The organism is Flavobacterium ovatum (genome assembly GCF_040703125.1).
Classification (GTDB): Bacteria; Bacteroidota; Bacteroidia; order Flavobacteriales; family Flavobacteriaceae; genus Flavobacterium; species Flavobacterium ovatum.
Window position 1 is genome coordinate 2080589 of sequence record NZ_CP160035.1, and the last position, 19673, is coordinate 2100261.

The window sequence follows — 19673 nt, forward strand, 5'->3', positions numbered from 1 at the left end:
CAAATTAATTTATGGAAATGCAACAGTTTTATTATGACAACAAAATTGTTAAAAAATTCATCTACGCCACCATTGTTTTTGGGGTAGTAGGTATGACAGTAGGGCTTACATTAGCCTTTATGTTTTTATTCCCTAATATGACCGATGGAATTTCATGGTTGAGTTTTGGTCGTTTGCGTCCATTGCATACCAACGCGGTTATTTTTGCATTTGTAGGGAATGCTTTTTTTGCCGGAATGTATTATTCACTGCAACGACTGCTAAAGGCAAGGATGTACAGTGATTTTTTGAGTACTCTTCATTTCTGGGGATGGCAATTAATTATCGTTGCAGCCGCAATTACATTGCCTTTAGGATATAGTAGTTCCAAGGAATACGCAGAACTAGAATGGCCTATCGATATTGCAATTGCTTTGATTTGGGTTGTCATGGGAATCAATATGATTGGAACCATCTTCAAAAGAAGAGAGCGCCATTTATATGTTGCTATTTGGTTTTACCTAGCGACTTTTGTAACGGTTGCCGTTTTGCATATTTTCAATAGTTTGGCTATTCCAGTATCTGCAATGAAAAGTTATTCTGTTTACGCAGGAGTACAAGACGCTTTAGTGCAATGGTGGTACGGACACAATGCAGTAGCTTTTTTCTTGACTACACCATTTTTAGGATTGATGTATTATTTTATCCCAAAAGCAGCCAATCGTCCGGTATATTCTTATCGTTTGTCTATTGTACACTTTTGGTCTTTAATTTTCTTATATATCTGGGCAGGACCACACCATTTATTATATTCGGCTTTGCCAAACTGGGCTCAGAATTTAGGTGTTGTTTTCTCAATTATGTTACTTGCACCTTCTTGGGGAGGTATGATTAACGGACTGTTAACTTTACGTGGTGCTTGGGACAAAGTACGTACAGAGCCGGTTTTGAAATATTTTGTAGTAGCGATTACAGGTTATGGTATGGCGACTTTTGAAGGGCCTATGTTGTCTCTTAAAAACGTAAATGCGATAGCCCACTTTACCGATTGGATTATTGCTCACGTGCATGTAGGTGCTTTGGCTTGGAATGGTTTTATGGCTTTTGGTATCATCTATTGGTTGGTTCCTAGAATGTCAAAAGGACCTTTGTACTCATTAAAATTGGCTAATGTCCATTTTTGGATTGGAACTATTGGAATTATTTTATATACGTTACCAATGTATGTTGCAGGTTTCTTACAGGCTTCTATGTGGAAACAGTTCAATCCAGACGGAACTTTAACTTACGGAAACTTCCTTGAAACAGTAACTCAAATTATACCAATGTACTGGATGCGTGCTGCCGGTGGTACACTCTATATTACAGGAATGTTTGTGCTGGTGTTTAATATTTATAAAACGATAAGAGCGAATAACGTAATAGAAGATGAATTGGCAGAAGCTCCTGCATTAGAAAGAATCAGTAGTACAAGATTACGTGGAGAGAAATTTCATACTTGGTTAGAAAGAAAACCAGTGCAATTAACAATATTGGCTACAGTAGCAATTTTAATTGGTGGAGTGATTCAAATTGTACCTACTATCATGGTGAAATCTAATATTCCAACTATTGCAAGTGTCAAACCGTATTCTCCATTGGAGTTAGAAGGACGTGATTTATACATTCGTGAAGGTTGTGTGGGTTGTCACTCTCAAATGGTAAGACCTTTCCGTTCTGAGGTAGAACGTTACGGACCACAATCCAAAGCAGGTGAATTTGTTTACGATCATCCATTTTTATGGGGATCAAAACGTACTGGTCCCGATTTGCTGAGAGTAGGTGGTAAGTACAATGACAACTGGCATTTCAACCATATGTGGAATCCACAAAGTACGTCATCAGGTTCTATCATGCCAGGATACAAATGGTTGTTTGATAATGAAGCCTTAGATATTACAAACATTGAAGATAAGATGAAGGTAATGCAAACACTTGGAGTTCCTTATACGGACGCTGAGGTTGCTAATGCTAAAAATGCAATAAAAGCACAATCTTTAACAATTGAAGAAAATCTGAAAGCAGATCCTGATTTTGTAAAAAGTTATGACGAAAGTAAAAAACGTGCTTTAGCAAAAGGAGAAACATTTGTACCAATGCAAGATCGTGAGATTGTAGCCTTGATTGCTTATATCCAGAGATTGGGTACAGATATTAAAGTGAAGAAATAGTTTATTTTATAGTTACTAAGGTTCTAAGTCGCTAAGATTTTGAACTTAGAACCTTAGCAACTTAGTAACTAAATAAAAAAACAAAAAAATGTTCGAACAAATCAAACACAATATGGAAACGATAGCTGGGGTCTCAATTTACCCTATTCTATCCTTACTGATTTTCTTCTTCTTCTTTGTAGGACTTGGTATTTGGGTTGCTACCTATAAAAATGAAAAGATGGAGGAGTTGAGTCAACTTCCCTTGAACGATAAAATAAAAGTATAATTTCAAAAAATAAGTATAATGAAAAAAATAATTCCTAACTATCTAAGAGTACTGCTGATTTTCTTTTTGATTTTTGGTGCAATGGAATTTTTTATAGACTCAGGTGGTCAACCTGCGTTTATCAAATATCCAATGGTCTCTGTGTTTTTATTTGTCTTTATGTTTCTTTTAATAGCAATCGAAATCACGATAAGTGCAATAGATAACATTACTTATAATTTGCTCTCAGACGAAGAAAAAGCAAAACTAGCGACAGAGGAACAGGTACCAATGATTGAAAAGGTATGGTTCAAGGATTTAATGCAAAAACTAACGAGTACCAAGTCAATGGAAAGCGAGGAAGAGATTATCTTGCATCATGATTATGACGGTATTCAAGAGTTAGACAATAATTTACCACCATGGTGGGTATATTTGTTCTATGCTTGTATTGTTTTTGCGGTAGTATATTTTGTTCGTTTCGAAATCATGGGAGGAGACAATCAAGAAATGGAGCTGCAAAAAGAGTTGGCTCAAGCCAAAATTGATGTAGCAGAATACATGAAAACGGCTCCCGATTTGATGGATGAAAAATCAGTAACCTTGTTAACTGATCCTGCCGAATTAGATTTAGGGAAAACCATATTTACGACTAATTGCGCTGCTTGTCATAGAGCAGATGCAGGAGGGCAAATTGGACCAAACTTGACTGATGATAATTGGATTTTGGGTGGAGGAGTCAAAAATATTTTCCATACTATTAATAATGGTGGTCGTGACGGAAAAGGAATGATTGCCTGGAAAGGAACTTTGAAACCAAAAGAGATTCAAAAAGTTGCCAGTTATATCATCTCACTTAAAGGCAGTAATCCTGTAGATCCAAAAGCTCCAGACGGAGACGTTTGGGTTGAAGAAGCTGCAGCAGAATAATTTAAATAACAAATATAATGTCAAACTTACCCAACGAAGCCTTTAGAGATACCATCGGAACTATTGATGTCGATGGTTCAAGAAAATTTATTTTTCCTAAAAAACCATCGGGTAAGTTTTATGATTATCGCAAGTGGGTAAGTTATTTTTTATTACTGATTTTAGTTGCCAATCCTTTTATTAAAATCAATGGCAATCAGTTCATGTTATTCAACGTGCTAGAACGCCGATTCAATATTTTTGGATTCCCATTTTGGCCACAGGACATTTATATTTTTGTCTTGTTTATGATTTTGGGAGTGGCATTTCTTCTTTTATTTACCGTTGTTTTTGGGCGAATATTTTGCGGATGGATTTGTCCACAAACCATTTTTCTCGAAATGGTTTTTAGACGAATAGAATACTGGATTGAAGGTGATAGAGGCGCACAAATACGATTGGCCAAACAAGAATGGAATGCAGATAAAATTAGAAAAAAAGGGTTCAAATGGACGCTGTTTTTGATTATTTCTTTTGCCATAGCTAATGTGTTTTTGGCCTATATTATTGGTAGTGACGTATTGTTCCAAATGATTGAAGATGGACCCACGACGCACCTAAGTACGCTAATTTCATTATCCATTTTTACAGGAGTATTTTACTTTATATTCGTTTGGTTTAGAGAGCAAGTGTGTATTATTGCTTGCCCTTACGGACGTTTACAAGGTGTTTTACTAGATAATAAATCCATTAATGTAGCCTACGATTTTGTTCGTGGCGAAAAAGAGGAAGGTAGAGCCAAATACAATAAACAAGAAAATAGAGAAGAAACCGGAAAAGGAGATTGTATAGATTGCAAACAATGCGTTAACGTATGTCCAACGGGAATAGACATTCGTAACGGTACGCAACTAGAATGTGTGAATTGCACTGCTTGCATTGATGAATGTGATGTTATAATGGAAAGTGTAGGCTTGCCAAAAGGATTGATACGATACGCTTCTGAAGAGGAAATAGAGAAGAAAGCGCCGTTCAAATTTACTGCTAGAATGAAGGGGTACACTGCAATTCTAGGTATTTTGGTAGGGATATTGCTTGGTTTGTTATTTTTAAGGAACGATGTCGAAGCTACGATTTTGAGGCTTCCAGGACAATTGTTTCAGCACAAAGGCGAAAATATCAGTAATATTTACACCTTTAAAATTATCAATAAAACCAATGACGATTTCAAAAACATTCATTTCGAATTAGTAGGAATCAAGGGTAAAATGAATATTGTTGGGAAATCTGATTTCAATGTGCCTAAACAAGGTATGAGCAGCGGAACTTTATTCATCGAAATCAATAAATATTTATTGGAAAGCGATAAAACCAAGTTGAAAATTGAAGTGTTTGAAGGCAATCGAAAAGTTGAAACTACCACGACAAATTTTTTAAGTCCTCGGAGTTTTGATTGATTCCTATTCACTTAAATAAATTAAAAGAATATGAAAAACGACAATACAAGCACATCGGTGGGAGCTTCTAGTTCCCGTTTTAAAATCAACTGGGGAACAGGAATTGTAATCGCAATAGCTTTGTTCATGAGTTTTATATTGTATTTTGTTATTAAAGTACAAACCAATTCAAAATATGACAATGAGTTGGTGGTAGAGGAATATTACAAACACGATGCTCATTTTCAAGATGAATTGGAACGTATGCAAAACGCATATGATTTAAAAAACAAACCCACATTTACAATAACAAATAAAGGAGTTACAGTTACTTTTCCAGCCGAATTTGAGGCTTCAAAAATAGAAGGAAAAGTGTCCCTCTACAGACCGTCCAACAAGAAGTTTGACTTCGAAATTCCCATTTCGTTTTCAGACTCTAATCCAACTTTACTCATACCTAAATTAAATTTGGTGGACGGTCGTTGGGACATTACTATGGAATGGCAATACGATGGAAAGTTGTATTTGTCGAAGGAAACGCTGTATCTTTAATTGAGTTATGAGTCATGAGTTATGAGTTTTGGATTAACGATTGTAGATTTAAAAAATTAACGATTGTTGATTAACGATTTCTGATTTTTGATTTGTTGGAGTAGATTTACAAAGCTTCAAATTTAATTTTTGATTTTTGAAATTGCCTTTTGAATTAGATTTTTGATTTGTTGGAGTAGATGTACAAAGCTTTGAATTAGACTTTTGCTTTTTGAGATTGCCTTTTGGTATGATATAAAAAATTAACGATTGTTGATTAACGATTTCTGATTTTTGATTTGTTGGAGTAGATGTACAAAACGTTGAATTTGACTTTTGAGATTGACTTTTGATTTTTGAAATAGTCAGTTAACCGATTAAACATTTAAACTTTCTTAAACCATTAAACAATAAACCCATTGCTCTACACAGCATTCATATTTGGCTTAATAAGTAGTTTTCATTGTATTGGGATGTGTGGTCCTATTGCGATGATGCTTCCTGTGGACCGACAAAATCCTGCCAAAAAAACGACACAAATTCTAACCTATCACTTAGGGCGATTAACTGCTTACGGAACCATAGGATTGTTATTTGGGATTCTTGGTCGCGGATTGTTTATTGCAGGTTTTCAACAAAAGCTTTCTATTTTTATAGGTGTTGCCATGATATTGGTTGTTTTAATTCCAGAGAGAAAATTGGCGGAGTATAACTTTTCAAAACCTATCTTTCGAATAATATCTGGTATTAAAACCAAATTGGGACAACAATTCAGAAACAAAAGTTATAAATCCTTATTTACTATTGGTCTCCTCAACGGATTCTTACCTTGCGGAATGGTTTATGTGGCTTTGTTTGGTGCCATTGCTATGCAATCGGCTAGTTTAGGAGTAGGGTATATGTTGCTATTTGGATTGGGAACTGTGCCTATGATGAGTGCAGTTGTTTACATCAATTCTTTCTTAACAATTCCCATTCGAAACAAGATTCAAAAAGTAATTCCTTATGTCGCCATTCTTATTGCAGTCCTTTTTATTTTAAGAGGTCTAGGACTTGGGATTCCTTACGTTTCTCCAAACAATATGAGTTTGTTTGTCCAAGCACAGGCGAATTGCCATTAACTAAATAAGATCTGCTATTTAGTTTAAAAAAGCGGTCTTCTATTTGCGATATCCCTTGATATTTCAGGGCTCTCAAGGCTAAAGAGCTATTGTTTTACTTTTTGATAGTATCTGTAAAAAGTACTTAAATAAAGTCATGGGGTAAATTAGGAATACTAGTAGGTAATTTGAAGCAACTAAAATTCAGAAAAAATTCACTACTTTGTATGTTCAAGAGTGTTCCTGTTCGACTTTTTAATAAAAGTCGAATCCAATTAAAATTTACAATAAATGAAAAATAGAGTTTTTTTTAGCTTCCTTTTAGCGACAGTAGTATTCTCAACAAATGTTTTTTCACAAAAAAAGAAACAACCCAATATCCTTTTTATAGCTGTAGATGACCTTCGTACCGATTTAGGATGTTACGACTCTCCAGTGGTAAAATCACCGAATATTGACGCTTTGGCCAAAGCCGGAATACAATTCAATCGTGCGTATTGCCAAGAAGCAATTTGTGGGCCTTCACGTGCCAGCTTAATGACTGGAGCACGTCCAGAAACAATCAATGTAATAGATTTGTTCCAAGATTTTCGATTGAATTGCCCGAGTATCAAAACCATTCCGCAGCATTTTCGTGAAAACGGATATGAAACTGTTTATACAGGGAAAGTATTTCACGGAAAATATACCGATGATGCGCTCTCATGGAGTCGTAAACCAATACGCGTAAAAGCTAGTGGGGAATCAGAAGAGGTGACTGGTGGATACTCACTTCCTGAAAGTCAATTAATGTATTTGAAAAATAAAATCGCTTTAGAATCCAAATACGGCGAAAAAATGATTCGCGAAAACTGGTTGGCGAAAGGTCCAGTTACGGAATGTGCTGATGTTCCAGACGATGCTTACGAGGATGGGCAAAATACAAACTCCGCCATTGCAACCTTAAAAGATTTGGTTAAAAAAGAGGACAAACCTTGGTTCTTAGGATTAGGATTTCATAAACCACATTTAGATTGGATTGCACCAAAAAAATATTGGGACTTATACGATGAAGCCAAAATTCCAATCGCAACTCAAGTAAATCCTCCAACGAATGGAGCTGCAATGGGATTGTCAGAATCGATGGAATTAAGAGTTGGTGCAGATGTACCTAAAACAGAACCTTTTTCACCTGAATTACAACGCAGATTACGTCATGGCTATTACGCCTGCATTAGTTATGTGGATGCGCAAGTGGGTAAAATGGTTCAAGCCTTGAAAGATTCGGGAGAGTATGATAATACAATTATTGTGTTATGGTCTGACCATGGATTTAATCTTGGTGAAATGGGGTATTGGGGAAAAGCGACCAATTATGAATTGGCAACTCGAGTACCCTTTATAATTGTTGCTCCAGGAGTTACTGACAAAGTAAAAGGACAAAAATCAGATGCATTGGTAGAGTTGGTAGATATTTTTCCAACTTTAAGTGATTTAGCGGGGCTTAAGCGTCCAGCTCATTTAGAAGGGCATAGTCTGGTTCCCGTTTTGAAAAATCCATCCATAAAATGGCAAGATGCTGCATTTAGTTTGTTTCCAAACCCTGCCATGCGTGAGTGGGCTGCAAGACCTTATACACCGCCTTTTAGAAATTCATTTTTTGCTCCACTTATCAAAAAAATCGAAACTAGAATCGAAAACCAAATGGGAGACAAATGGGATCGTGAAGTTTTTGAAGATTTTGTAATGGGTTATGCTATGCGAACAGATCGTTATCGTATGGTAGTCTGGAAAGACAGACGTTTTCCTGAAAAAGAACCGTTGTTTGTTGAGTTATACGACCACGAAAAAGATTCTCAAGAAACTACAAATATTGCTATGAATAACCCACAATTGGTAAAGAAGTTAATGGTTACTTTCAACGGTGGATGGGAATCCAGTTTAAAAGGATATAAGAATTAGTTAGTTGGTTTTTGTTAGAGTGAAAAAAGGTGAAAGAAATATTCTTTCACCTTTTTTTGTACGCTAAATCGTCATTGAGAACAATTGTGTTTGTGGTGCTTTTCGTTTTAATCGAACATCAAAAGCCATGCATAGGTTACGTACGTAAGGTTTTCCTTTTTCGGTAACATCCAAATGGTTTTTATGAATTTGAATCAGTCCATCTTTTTCCATTTCGTCTAATTGTGAAAGTATTTCGGGAATTTCATTAAAATAATCAGCTTCAGTTGCCCAAGAGGTTGTGAATTGACACATCAAATTCAAAATATGTTTGCGAATTAACAAATCTTCGGTTGACAGAAGATGTCCTCGATAAACAGGCAGTTCGTTTTGTTCCAATATTTGGTAATACTCTTCAATAGTTTTTACATTTTGAGCAAAACTATACCAACTGTCACTGATGGAAGATACTCCCAATCCAATCATTAATTGTGTTTTTGAAGAACTGTAACCCATAAAATTACGATGCAATTTTCCCTCGTTAAAAGAATGATACAAACTATCTTCTCGAAGTGCAAAGTGATCCATTCCTATTTCATGATAACCATTTTTAGCTAATAGGATTTTGCCTATTTCATAAAGTTTTCTTTTTTCCTCATCTTTAGGAATGTCTTCGTCTTTAAAACCGCGTTGTCCATTACCTTTTATCCACGGTACATGTGCATAACTGTAAAATGCCAATCGATCGGGTTGTAGTGATTTTGTTTTTTCAATAGTATCTGCCACATTTTCAATAGTTTGAAAAGGAAGGCCAAAAATAAGGTCATGTCCTATGGACGTATAACCAATTTCTCTTGCCCATAAAGTTACCTTGGCAACATTATGAAAAGGTTGGTAGCGATGAATGGCTGTTTGCACTTTTTCAGAGTAATCTTGAACCCCAAAACTCACGCGTCTAAAACCTATATCGTATAGTTTTTGTAAATGCTTACGACTGGTATTATTAGGGTGACCTTCAAAACTAAATTCATGTTGAGGTGCTTTTTCTGCAGTTTTGAAAATGCCGTTTATGAGTAACTCTAAATTTTCTATTGAAAAAAAGGTTGGAGTTCCGCCACCTAAATGGATTTCTTTGATAATTGGTTTTTCTGAAAGTAAAGTGCAGTACATTTTCCATTCTTTTAAAACGGCTAGAATGTACGGACTTTCGAGTTGGTGGTTTTTGGTGATGCGCTTATTGCAACCACAAAAAGTACACAAGCTTTCACAAAAAGGAAGGTGGATGTACAAACTAATACCTTCGGTTGTATTACTTTCTATAAATGATTTCCGAAGTGTTTTTGTCCAATCGTCAGTAGTGAAATTAGCCTCGTCCCAATAGGGAACGGTTGGATAACTAGTATATCTTGGACCGGGAACATTGTATTTTTGTAACAGCGACTTTTTCATTTTCAACTCATTTATCAATAATCAAAAGTAGGGTAGTACTGCATGATTAAAAATGATAATTGTCATGTTCAGAAAAAATCAAAAATCAAAAATCAAAGGTCAATGTCAAAAGTCAATGTCAAAAGTTAAAAGTCAAAAAATCAAAGAGGTTAATTTCAAAAATTAAGAATTAATTTTTGAAATTAACCTCTAACCTCTAACCTCTAACCTCTAACCTCTAACCTCTAACCTCTAATCTCTAATCTCTAATCTCTAACCTCTAACCTCTAACCTCTCTATTCCTGGTTTAGATTGCGTAACTGTGCTAGTTTTTCTTTCCAAGTGTCAAGGCTTTCCTTGTGAATGGCAATGTTTTTGCGCACTTCTAATACAATTGAATTCTCTTTTTTTGCGTTTTTTGTATTGGCAAAAAACTGAATGTTATTTTCTAATTGAAAAATTTCATTTTGCACTTCATCAATTTTACGAATGATAAAAATCTTTTCGTTTTCAATTTTGCGAGTATCGTTGTTTTCAGACAAGTTGTCCAAACGATTTGCAAAACGCATCATATCACCTTCTTTTTTGCTTAAACTTAGTTTGTCAAAAAGGGCATCCAATATTTTATTGAATTTACCTTCGATATGTCTTCTTTGTTGTGGAACTCTTCCAAAACTTTTCCAAGTTTCAATATGAGCCTTGATAGCATCCAAATCGGTTTTGTGTTCTCCTACTAATTGAAATTCTCTTAACGATTCCAAATAGGCTTTCTTTTTATCAAAAGCTTCAATTTCTTCGCTATTTTCTTCGTGTTTGAACTCTTTTAATTGGTCAAAATAATGGTTGCAAGCGGCTTTAAATTCTTTCCAGATTTTATCGGAATATTTTCTTGGCACATGACCTATTTGTTTCCATTCATTCTGAATTTGCTTCATGATAGGCGTGGTAATAGCAAAGTCAGTACTGTTTTGTAATTCTACTGCTTTGGCTACTAAGGCATTTTTCTGGGCTAGATTATCGTTTTGATCTTTTTTGATTTCTTTGTAAAAAGAATTTTTAAAAGAATTGAAGTTTCGTACGGCAGTTTTAAAAGCAGCCCAAGTTTCTTCATTGACATCAGCAGGAACTTTTCCAGCATTAAAAAAAGCAGTTCTTAAAGCTTCTACTTTTTCAATTTGAACTAACCATTGGGAATGTGAATTCACTTTTACAGTTCCTAATGTTTCAATTTCAGCAATGATTAGTTTTTTGTTGCTAAGGTTTTCAACTTCGTTTCCTCTTTGTTTTTCAAAAAGTTGCTCTCTTTTGTCGTGAATTTGTTTGGTGTAATCACTAAATTGATTCCAGATTTCATCACGGTGCTCTCTAGAAACAGGTCCAATATCTTCTTTCCAAATACGGTGAAGATCTTGAAGTTCTCTAAAGGCTTTATTGATATCTTCTTCGTCTGCCAAAATAGCAACACGTTCAATAATTTTATGTTTTTGTTCTAAATTGTGTTTAAAGTCTACATCACGAGCTTCTCTATCCAAGTGCAAAATGTCGTAGAAATTTTCCACATGAAAATGGTAGTTATTCCAAACATGGTTGTATTTGTCTTTTGGAATAGGGCCAGCATTTTTCCATCTTTCTCTTAATTCATTAAAATGTTTTAAGGTGTCTTTGATGTGTTCTTGTGGATTGATGAGTTCTTTTAGTTCCTCAACAATAGCTAATCTGTTTTCAAGATTGGATTTTAGATTGGTTTCTAAACTTTTGAAATGAGCATTTTTTTTGTTTTTATATTCGGTATAATGATGATCAAAGGTTGATTTTAAAGGCAAATGATATTGGAAATCTTCAGTAGTATCTGGGTTTTCATTATGAAATTCTTCCTTTTTTTCTTCAATAAAATGATAGTATTTAGCTAAAAACGATTTTTTAATTTCATCTATATGTTCTTTAATAGACATCACTTTGTCTGTGGTAACTAGTTTATGTAGTTCATCCACAAGAGATTCCATTGAAAGCGTGTCGTAATCCAACAAAGGGATTTCATGACGCTCTCTTAGAGTTTCATCTTCGCTTTCTTCTGCATTAGATTCGTCTATAGCATTTAATGCATTTTGGTTTTTGTTAGCCTCGGCTACTGGTGTGTCCTCGGTCTCTTCTACATCTGCTGTTGGTGATGATTCATTAGAGTCAGTAATCAAATTTCCATCTGCATCTTGCAGGTTATCGTGTTGTTCTTCTAACATTGGTTCAATGTTTAAGGTTTTTATTTATTGAACACGAAAGATAGTGAAGAGTGGTTGAAATACAAAATAATTCTAATATTTAGGACAGATTTGTATGTAAATTAAGATATTTGAAGTTCTTGTGCTAAATGGTTAAGAATTAGATAAATTACGGTTTTAAAGATATTTAGTGGTGTATCGGTTTGCTTTTTTAAACCATTTTATTTTTTTTGAGTCTAAATTAAACTAGGAGACCTTTTAGATTTAGTAATTCCCCTTTTTTCGATATTTAATTAAGGATGATTCTTTACTGTAAGTTAAAGTTTTTTAAAAAAAGTAATAATTGATAGTATATTCGATTAGAAAATAAGAACTTTGTTTGTCCTAAACTAAAAATTAACCAAAATAACGGCTATAATTGAGCTATAATAATTAAAATAAAAGTGAATAAACGACAAAAAAAAATCGGGTTGTACGCATTAGTGACACTCGGTATTATTACAATTGCTTTTGGATACTCAAAATGTGTTAATACTCCTAAGCAAGATATAGCCCAAGACTGTATTGATGATAATTCGGTAGAAAGAAGCTCATTGTACAAGCCAACTATCGAAAATAAAAAGAATAGACCTGCAACAGCTGCTCCTAAAGGAATGGTGTGGATTCCAGGAGGAGAATTTTCAATGGGAAGTGATATTTCTGATGAAAGCTTATGCAGTGTTAAAGGGATAACTAAAGATGCATCACCTATACATCAAGTATATGTAGATGGTTTTTGGATGGATGAAGCAGAAGTGACAAATGATCAATTTGAAGCTTTTGTAAAGGCAACAGGCTATGTAACGGTTGCGGAAATAAAACCAACAACTGAGGATTTACCAAATGTGCCAGAAGAATATTTAATTGCGGGTTCTGCTATTTTTAAACCAACATCGAGTAAAGTTGATTTGAATAATTTCTTGCAATGGTGGGATTTTGTTGGAGGAACCGATTGGAAACATCCATTAGGTCCTAATAGTGATCTGAAAAATAAAGGAAACTATCCGGTTGTTCATATTGCTTATGAGGATGCTGTAGCATATTCAAAATGGGCAGGAAAGAGATTAGCGACTGAAGCCGAGTGGGAATTTGCAGCTCGTGGTGGTAAGTCTGGTGAATTGTATTCTTGGGGAAATACATTGAAAGTGGATGGAAAATTCCAAGCCAATATTTTTGAAGGAACTTTTCCTGTTGAAAAAGGAGATACGGGTGAAGATGGATTTGTAGGGATTGCACCAGTGAAACAATATAAACCAAATGCATATGGATTATATGATGTAGGTGGAAATGTTTGGGAATGGGTACACGATTGGTATAGTGAAACTTATTATGCTGAAATTAGTGAAAGTAGCAAAGTGGTTCGTAATCCTCAAGGTCCCGAAACTGCTCCTTATGACACGTCTGGAAACAATGAGTTGAAACGTGTACATAGAGGAGGTTCTTTTTTATGTACAAGTGAATATTGCAGTCGTTACATGGTAGGAACTAGAGGGAATGGTGAAATCAAATCAGGAGCCAATCATCTTGGTTTTAGATGTGTGAAATAGTTAGGATTTGAAATAGAGTTAAAGCCCCATGAACTGTTGTTTTTGGGGCTTTTTTTATAAAGTTAATAGGCTAAATTTAATTAGAAGTTGTACACGAAGGTTTTTAGCTGAAACTTAGAATACTTCATTGTGGTTTATGAAAATTATTGGAATTGTAGTTTAAAAAGGATATTAGTCTGTTTGGTATTAATAATACAATCTAAAATCAAGTAGTTTGCAAAGGGCATAATGTTTCTGGTGCAGTTCCTCTACAATTGTTCTCAAGTCGTCTTCGTCTTGGCACAAATTAAAAAAAGCATAGTCAAGATGATGGCTAGGAAATTGTTTGCTAGCCATTCCATATCCCGAAACGGCGCTTGCTCCAGTGACATCCAAGAAGTATTGTGCCTCTTCGGTGCTTAAATTGACTAGTTTGGTGTTGGCAAAATGAAGAATCTTTCCTTTCATCTTTCCTTCAAATAGTTCTGCTATTTCTTCAAAGCTGTAATAGTAGTTGTTTAAGCAAATACTATTCGCTTCACCAGGCATTACTAAATAAATAATTTCGTAGTCCTTAAAATTATGATCGTCATACAATAAAGTTTGTAGGCTTTCTTCAAGTCCTTCAATTGTATCACAGGTTTTGTGAATACTAGTAATTCCTAGATGAAAAGCTAGATTTTCAAGGTTTTCAAGTGTTTTAGTAGTGGTTTCTATTTCAACGTCGGCTACTGCTTCGAGGCAGAAAATAAATTTATCCTGATCCATTTTGTTTATTGATGCGATTAGTTCTGCAAAAATATAATTTCATGGAGAAATAGAGTAGTTGTATAGTCATAAAAAAACGCCCTAGATCATTTTAAGTAGGAAGTTGATTGATGTTGTCTCTTGTGATTTTAATAATTGTGACACTAAAGACACAAAATTCGAATCTTTTAGTAGAAGATTTAAAGATTTCAAATGACTTTTAATTTCTAATTAAAAGTCATTATAAATATGGGTTAAAGTCATATTGGATATACAAACAAAAACGGCAGATTAAGTTAAGCTACATTTTTGGAATTAATTTGACTAGTAGATTTCTTCAAAAATTGCCTTATACAACGCAGAATACCTTAACCTTCTGTGGCACTTTTGTAGGCAACTCCATAATAAAATCTAAGTTCTCTAAAGTGAAATTATCTTTTTTTTCGCATAGCATATTTATGAAAAGATTAAAAATCTTTAAAAAATCTTTAAAAAAGAATAATTATCTTAATTTAAATTAAAACTAGAATAATTCATCTTTTATTTTCAAATTTGCAAGGTAAAAATACTAAATATTTTATCTCATGAAAGCGAATTTACAGGAAGATTTAAGAATAAAAGACAAGAAAAATATTGAAAATACCCACAATACAATGAGGAATGAATTTACATTCACATTAGAAAGTATTTATTTCAATGAAAACTATATTCCATCCAACAGTACACGCGCAACAACCAATTTTGCTAATTTGGCAAGAGGAGCGAGTCGTCAAGAAAATCTACGCAATACGATTAATATGATTAACAATCGTTTTAATACCTTGGCGAATTGGGATAATCCTAATAATGATCGCTATTCGGTTGAATTAGAAATAGTTTCTGTTTATATTGATATTGATGGTAGTGGTAAATCATTCCCATCGATTGAGATTTTAAAAACACATATTATCGATCACAAAACAGGAAAACGCATCGAAGGTATTGTTGGAAATAATTTCTCGTCTTACGTCCGTGATTATGATTTTAGCGTATTGCTTTCAGAACATACCAAGGATGAAAATAATAGTAGCATGCCTGCTAATTTTGGTGAATTACACGGCAATATATTCAAGCATTTTGTAAATTCAGATACTTACAAAAAACACTTTACCAAACCACCGGTTATATGTTTAAGTGTATCAAATAATAAAACGTATCATCGTACAGGAAACCATCATCCGGTATTAGGTTTTGAATACCAAACCAGCGATTCTTCTTTAACAGATCAATACTTCAAAAAAATGGGTGTGCAGGCTCGTTATTTTATGCCTCCTAATAGCGTGGCTCCTTTGACGTTTTATTTCTTTGGCGAGCTACTAACAGATTATACAAACCTTGAATTAATCAGTACCATTAGTACAATGGAAACGTTTCAAAAGATTTATAGACCTGAAATTTATAATGCCAATTCTGCTGCAGCATCCTGTTTTAAGCCAAGTTTAAATAATCAAGACCATTCTTTAACAAAAATTATATACAACCGAGAAGAACGATCTCAGTTAGCAATTGAGCAAGGTAAATTTGCAGAAAAGCATTTCATATTACCTAACAAAAGTGTCTTAGAGCAATGGTCTGCTAATTTTGCTATTTAATTAATTACAACACATTAAATTTATTTGATTATGAAAAAATTATTACCAACCTCAATTGTTGGAAGTTTACCAAAGCCTTCTTGGCTTGCACCACCCGAAAAACTTTGGTCACCTTGGAAATTAGAAGGGGATCAGTTAGTTGAAGGGAAACAAGATGCTTTGCGCATTTCGTTCCAGGAACAGCAATTAGCAGGGGTTGACATAATTAGTGATGGTGAGCAAACACGTCAACATTTTGTAACGACTTTTATCGAGCATTTAAGCGGTGTCGATTTTGAAAACCGTAAAATTGTAAAAATTCGGGATCGTTATGATGCGAGTGTACCTATTGTTGTAGATGAAGTTAGACGTCAAAAAGCAGTTTTTGTTGATGATGCTAAATTTTTACGTACACTGACTAATAAGCCTATAAAATGGGCATTACCTGGCCCGATGACAATGGTAGATACCTTATACGATGATCATTACAAAAGCCGAGAAAAGCTGGCATGGGAATTTGCGAAAGCGCTTAATGAGGAGGCAAGAGAACTTCAAGATGCAGGAGTAGATATTATCCAGTTTGATGAACCTGCATTTAATGTATTCTTTAATGAAGTAAACGATTGGGGAATGGCAGTACTAGAAAAAGCTATTGAAGGTTTAAAATGTCAAACTGCTATCCATATTTGTTACGGTTATGGAATAAAAGCGAATAATGATTGGAAAAAGACATTAGGATCAGAATGGCGTCAATATGAAGAAATTTTTCCTAAAATTCAAAAATCTAACATTGATATTGTGTCATTAGAATGTCATAACTCACGTGTACCTTTTAATTTAATGGAACTTATTCGTGGTAAAAAAGTAATGGTTGGTGCCATTGATGTAGCAACCAACACTATCGAAACACCCGAAGAAATAGCTGACACCTTGCGTAAAGCGCTGGAGTTTGTGGATGCCGAAAACCTTTATCCTAGTACAAACTGTGGTATGGCTCCATTATCTCGAACTGTAGCTAGCGGTAAGTTAAGTGCTTTAAGCGCGGGAGCAGAGATTATACGTCAAGAACTTGGTGTTTCGTCACAATGTATTGATTAGGTAATGTGGTTGAAAATTGATGATGATTTTTACTCTCTATTGATTTTAGATTCATGTCAAATTGAAGAAGAGATTTGTTCTGTAAGGAACAACCAATGACCAATAAGTTTGATACGTATAGAATATAAAAAGGCAGTTTTCACTGCTTTTTTTTGTTGCCTTTTTTTAAATGTTCTTTAGTTAAAGAATTCTACTTATAAATTTAATTTTTAGAATAAAAAGACAATTCTAAAGAGTTTTTTCTCCTTCTTCAACTCAACTCGCGATGTCATTTAAGTTTTCTTTCAGCTTTCTGATAAATGATTCTTTTGATTTTGTTGAGGTTGTATTATTAAGTTATGTATGACTAGTTATTGCCTATATCGCAATTAAGTTCTGCATGTTTATTTTTTAGGACACTAAGCGAATAGTTTTAATCATTTAAATATTGAAAAACTTTAGACAGGACTTTTTCGGGTTTTTCATAAATAAAAAAAAGTTTACTGAAACGAATTTCAATAAACTTCTTCTAACATCCTGTTCTATAACTTCTAAATGCTTTTTATAAAACCAAAACAGCATAAGGCAAAAGCATTATTCTTCATTTCGTCGGGCCATCTTCTGAGCGATGATGCTGGCTGCAGTCAATTGCAAGGCATGATAGAGCATTAGTGGTAACAATATGATACCTGTGATGGTACTGTGCGGGAAAAGCACTTTTGACATGACGGTTCCATGTACCAATGACTTTTTAGAGCCGCAAAATAAAACGGTGATACGATCTTTAACTGAAAAGCCAAAAAGTGTACTGAGTAGACCTACACAAAAGAAGACAACCAAAAATAAGGTCATCATTGCTACGGCGAGTGCGGCAAGCTCAAAGGCTGTGAAGCCTTCAAAAATATGTTCGGAGAATGACTTACAAAACGACGTATAAATGATGGTAAGGATGATTGCTTGATCAAACTGTTTGAGCTGTTTCTTGTATTTTTCGGCTAGGGCACCAAAACGAGAGTTGAGGCAGATGCCAATGATGACAGGCAATAGTACTTGAAGAATTAGCTTTATGAAGATTTGAGTAACATCAAAATCGCCTGTTACAGAAGCTATGAACAGTCCAACCCATAGCGGCGTAACCACTACTCCTATCAAACTAGAGATGCTCGAATTGAAAATGGCGGCGGGGATGTTACCCTTGGCTATAGAAACCATGACCACGGAAGAGGAAACTGTGGACGGTAAAGCTGCTAAAAAAAACACACCCAACCAAAGCAATTCGTACTCGGTGTTCATGAACAAAGGGCGAAATGCCAAAACAAGGAGCGGAAAAAACAAAAACGTTGTTAGCTGAACGATAATATGCATTTTCCAGTTGACAAGTCCGGCTTTAAGTTTCTCAACACTTAGCCGCAAGCCATAAAACAAGAAAATCAACGACACGCCTACATTGGCAATCTCCTCTAGAGAAACAGGTTCTTTGATCATGCCTGGCATCGGGAAAAAATAAGCTAGTAGGATCATGGCGCCTATCATTAACAAGAAACTGTCAAAACCTACTTTACTTAATGCTTTTAATAACTTCTTCAAGGTGATGTTGCTTTTTTTAGATTTTTATACTGCAAAAGTAAGTTTTACAGGTCATTAAAACTTATATTTAATCATAATAAGGTTTTTGTGTTTGCTTTTGATATATTTGAAGATTATTGTTCTTTATTCACCAATTAATTTAACCTTTTTAAGTAAAATATTCTATGGAGCAAATAGACGCTGTTGATCTTCAATTATTAAATATTCTTCACGATAATTCTAAATATACAGTAAAGGAGCTTGCTAAGATGGTAAATCTTTCGGCATCTCCTGTTTTTGAACGTATTAAAAGATTAGAGAAAAGCGGTTATATTAAAAAATACATAGCCCTGCTGGATGCGGAAAAACTAAACAGAGGGTTCATCGTTTTCTGTAATATCAAACTTAAACAGCACGATAAAAATATCGGGAATCAGTTTGTTAATGATATTATGAAAATAGAAGAAATTGTGGAATGCTATAATATCGCAGGAGATTACGATTTTTTAATGAAAGTCTCTGCTAAAGACATGAAGCATTATCAGGATTTTGTCTTTAATAAATTAGGGGCAGTTAAAAGTATAGGTAGCACCCATAGTACATTTGTCATGGCAGAGATAAAAAATATGTATTGATAGTTCCGCTATGCTTTATTTATATGAAATTGGTAAAGTGGACATGTAAATGAATATTGGAGATAGTATTTAGATTGTATCCTGTAAATTATCATCTTTTAAAACTTCAACTGAAATTTCGAACCATAAAAAAAGCCTGAGAATCTATTTTCTCAAGCTTTTAGTTTTTATAGTGACCACGGTGGGATTTGAACCCACACGCCCTTGCGAGCACCAGCCCCTCAAGCTGGCAAGTCTACCGTTTCTCCACGTGGCCTAAATGAAAAAAAGGTCATTCGAAAAACGAACGACCTTTTGTGACCCGACTGGGGCTCGAACCCAGGACCCCATCATTAAAAGTGATGTGCTCTACCAACTGAGCTATCGAGTCAATGCTAAAGGAAAGAAAATTTATTTTGAATCATTATATGTGACCCGACTGGGGCTCGAACCCAGGACCCCATCATTAAAAGTGATGTGCTCTACCAACTGAGCTATCGAGTCATATTCTTTCCTTG

15 protein-coding genes and 3 tRNA genes are annotated in these 19673 nt (G+C 34.6%); 11 read left to right on the plus strand and 7 right to left on the minus strand.

All coding sequences use genetic code 11. The features are described from left to right. Window positions 1-11 precede the first annotated feature (11 nt). The 7 genes from ccoN (at window position 12) to ABZP37_RS08910 (ending at window position 8353) form a co-directional block, all read left to right on the plus strand. Window positions 12-2189 carry a cytochrome-c oxidase, cbb3-type subunit I gene (ccoN, locus tag ABZP37_RS08880; protein WP_366187384.1) on the plus strand — a complete coding sequence of 726 codons (2178 nt, stop codon included), beginning with the start codon at window positions 12-14 and terminating at the stop codon, window positions 2187-2189. 88 nt (window positions 2190-2277) lie between these two features. Continuing rightward, a complete protein-coding gene (locus ABZP37_RS08885) occupies window positions 2278-2457 on the plus strand; it encodes a CcoQ/FixQ family Cbb3-type cytochrome c oxidase assembly chaperone (protein WP_366187386.1) in 180 nt (59 codons plus the stop codon). An 18-nt stretch (window positions 2458-2475) separates the two neighbouring features. Then, window positions 2476-3366, plus strand: coding sequence for a cbb3-type cytochrome c oxidase N-terminal domain-containing protein (locus tag ABZP37_RS08890; protein ID WP_366187388.1), 891 nt, complete (start codon window positions 2476-2478; stop codon window positions 3364-3366). A gap of 17 nt (window positions 3367-3383) precedes the next feature. Continuing rightward, window positions 3384-4802, plus strand: a complete 1419-nt coding sequence (ccoG, locus tag ABZP37_RS08895; protein ID WP_366187390.1) for a cytochrome c oxidase accessory protein CcoG — start codon at window positions 3384-3386, stop codon at window positions 4800-4802. 30 nt (window positions 4803-4832) lie between these two features. Further along, window positions 4833-5333 carry a FixH family protein gene (locus ABZP37_RS08900; RefSeq protein WP_366187392.1) on the plus strand — a complete coding sequence of 167 codons (501 nt, stop codon included), beginning with the start codon at window positions 4833-4835 and terminating at the stop codon, window positions 5331-5333. Window positions 5334-5731: 398 nt separating this feature from the next. Then, on the plus strand, window positions 5732-6433 hold the full coding sequence (locus tag ABZP37_RS08905; RefSeq protein WP_366187393.1) for a sulfite exporter TauE/SafE family protein: 702 nt from the start codon (window positions 5732-5734) through the stop codon (window positions 6431-6433). Between the two features lie 270 nt (window positions 6434-6703). Beyond that, window positions 6704-8353, plus strand: a complete 1650-nt coding sequence (locus tag ABZP37_RS08910) for a sulfatase (protein WP_366187394.1) — start codon at window positions 6704-6706, stop codon at window positions 8351-8353. 63 nt (window positions 8354-8416) lie between these two features. Here ABZP37_RS08910 and hemN read toward each other — a convergent pair whose 3' ends face one another. Both hemN and ABZP37_RS08920 read right to left on the minus strand, forming a co-directional pair. Then, window positions 8417-9781, minus strand: a complete 1365-nt coding sequence (hemN, locus tag ABZP37_RS08915) for an oxygen-independent coproporphyrinogen III oxidase (RefSeq protein ID WP_366187395.1) — start codon at window positions 9779-9781, stop codon at window positions 8417-8419. A 275-nt stretch (window positions 9782-10056) separates the two neighbouring features. Further along, window positions 10057-11997, minus strand: coding sequence for a DUF349 domain-containing protein (locus ABZP37_RS08920; RefSeq protein ID WP_366187396.1), 1941 nt, complete (start codon window positions 11995-11997; stop codon window positions 10057-10059). Between the two features lie 449 nt (window positions 11998-12446). Between ABZP37_RS08920 and ABZP37_RS08925 the strand changes: the two genes are divergently transcribed. Beyond that, the gene (locus tag ABZP37_RS08925; protein ID WP_366187397.1) at window positions 12447-13562 is read left to right on the plus strand and encodes a formylglycine-generating enzyme family protein; all 1116 of its coding nucleotides are present in this window, start codon (window positions 12447-12449) and stop codon (window positions 13560-13562) included. 186 nt (window positions 13563-13748) lie between these two features. Here the strand turns inward: ABZP37_RS08925 and ABZP37_RS08930 are convergent, their stop codons facing one another. Beyond that, entirely contained in the window at window positions 13749-14309 is a 561-nt protein-coding gene (locus ABZP37_RS08930; RefSeq protein ID WP_366187398.1) for a DUF6642 family protein, read from the minus strand. Window positions 14310-14872: 563 nt separating this feature from the next. On the opposite strand from ABZP37_RS08930, the gene ABZP37_RS08935 reads away from it, so the two are divergent. Then, a complete protein-coding gene (locus ABZP37_RS08935; RefSeq protein ID WP_366187399.1) occupies window positions 14873-15919 on the plus strand; it encodes a DUF1852 domain-containing protein in 1047 nt (348 codons plus the stop codon). Between the two features lie 30 nt (window positions 15920-15949). After that, window positions 15950-16996, plus strand: a complete 1047-nt coding sequence (locus ABZP37_RS08940) for a methionine synthase (RefSeq protein WP_366187400.1) — start codon at window positions 15950-15952, stop codon at window positions 16994-16996. 573 nt (window positions 16997-17569) lie between these two features. Here ABZP37_RS08940 and ABZP37_RS08945 read toward each other — a convergent pair. Then, complete coding sequence (locus ABZP37_RS08945; RefSeq protein WP_366187402.1) at window positions 17570-18562, minus strand: bile acid:sodium symporter family protein; 993 nt, start codon at window positions 18560-18562, stop codon at window positions 17570-17572. A gap of 164 nt (window positions 18563-18726) precedes the next feature. On the opposite strand from ABZP37_RS08945, the gene ABZP37_RS08950 reads away from it, so the two are divergent. Continuing rightward, window positions 18727-19176, plus strand: a complete 450-nt coding sequence (locus ABZP37_RS08950; RefSeq protein WP_366187404.1) for an Lrp/AsnC family transcriptional regulator — start codon at window positions 18727-18729, stop codon at window positions 19174-19176. Window positions 19177-19349: 173 nt separating this feature from the next. Here ABZP37_RS08950 and ABZP37_RS08955 read toward each other — a convergent pair. From ABZP37_RS08955 to ABZP37_RS08965, 3 genes are all read right to left on the minus strand, one after another. Then, window positions 19350-19432 (minus strand) — tRNA-Leu (locus ABZP37_RS08955). Between the two features lie 41 nt (window positions 19433-19473). After that, window positions 19474-19546, minus strand: a tRNA-Lys gene (locus ABZP37_RS08960). A gap of 40 nt (window positions 19547-19586) precedes the next feature. Beyond that, window positions 19587-19659 (minus strand) — tRNA-Lys (locus tag ABZP37_RS08965). Window positions 19660-19673 lie beyond the last annotated feature (14 nt).

What these genes read in the sequence shown, in the direction of transcription:
- ABZP37_RS08910 (WP_366187394.1), top strand. Translation starts at nt 6,704, where the DNA reads ATGAAAAATAGAGTTTTTTTTAGCTTCCTTTTAGCGACAGTAGTATTC.
- ABZP37_RS08940 (WP_366187400.1), top strand. Translation starts at nt 15,950, where the DNA reads ATGAAAAAATTATTACCAACCTCAATTGTTGGAAGTTTACCAAAGCCT.
- ABZP37_RS08920 (WP_366187396.1), bottom strand. Translation starts at nt 11,997, where the DNA reads ATGTTAGAAGAACAACACGATAACCTGCAAGATGCAGATGGAAATTTG.
- ABZP37_RS08930 (WP_366187398.1), bottom strand. Translation starts at nt 14,309, where the DNA reads ATGGATCAGGATAAATTTATTTTCTGCCTCGAAGCAGTAGCCGACGTT.
- ABZP37_RS08900 (WP_366187392.1), top strand. Translation starts at nt 4,833, where the DNA reads ATGAAAAACGACAATACAAGCACATCGGTGGGAGCTTCTAGTTCCCGT.
- ABZP37_RS08950 (WP_366187404.1), top strand. Translation starts at nt 18,727, where the DNA reads ATGGAGCAAATAGACGCTGTTGATCTTCAATTATTAAATATTCTTCAC.
- ABZP37_RS08935 (WP_366187399.1), top strand. Translation starts at nt 14,873, where the DNA reads ATGAAAGCGAATTTACAGGAAGATTTAAGAATAAAAGACAAGAAAAAT.
- ccoG (WP_366187390.1), top strand. Translation starts at nt 3,384, where the DNA reads ATGTCAAACTTACCCAACGAAGCCTTTAGAGATACCATCGGAACTATT.
- ABZP37_RS08885 (WP_366187386.1), top strand. Translation starts at nt 2,278, where the DNA reads ATGTTCGAACAAATCAAACACAATATGGAAACGATAGCTGGGGTCTCA.
- ABZP37_RS08890 (WP_366187388.1), top strand. Translation starts at nt 2,476, where the DNA reads ATGAAAAAAATAATTCCTAACTATCTAAGAGTACTGCTGATTTTCTTT.
- ccoN (WP_366187384.1), top strand. Translation starts at nt 12, where the DNA reads ATGGAAATGCAACAGTTTTATTATGACAACAAAATTGTTAAAAAATTC.
- hemN (WP_366187395.1), bottom strand. Translation starts at nt 9,781, where the DNA reads ATGAAAAAGTCGCTGTTACAAAAATACAATGTTCCCGGTCCAAGATAT.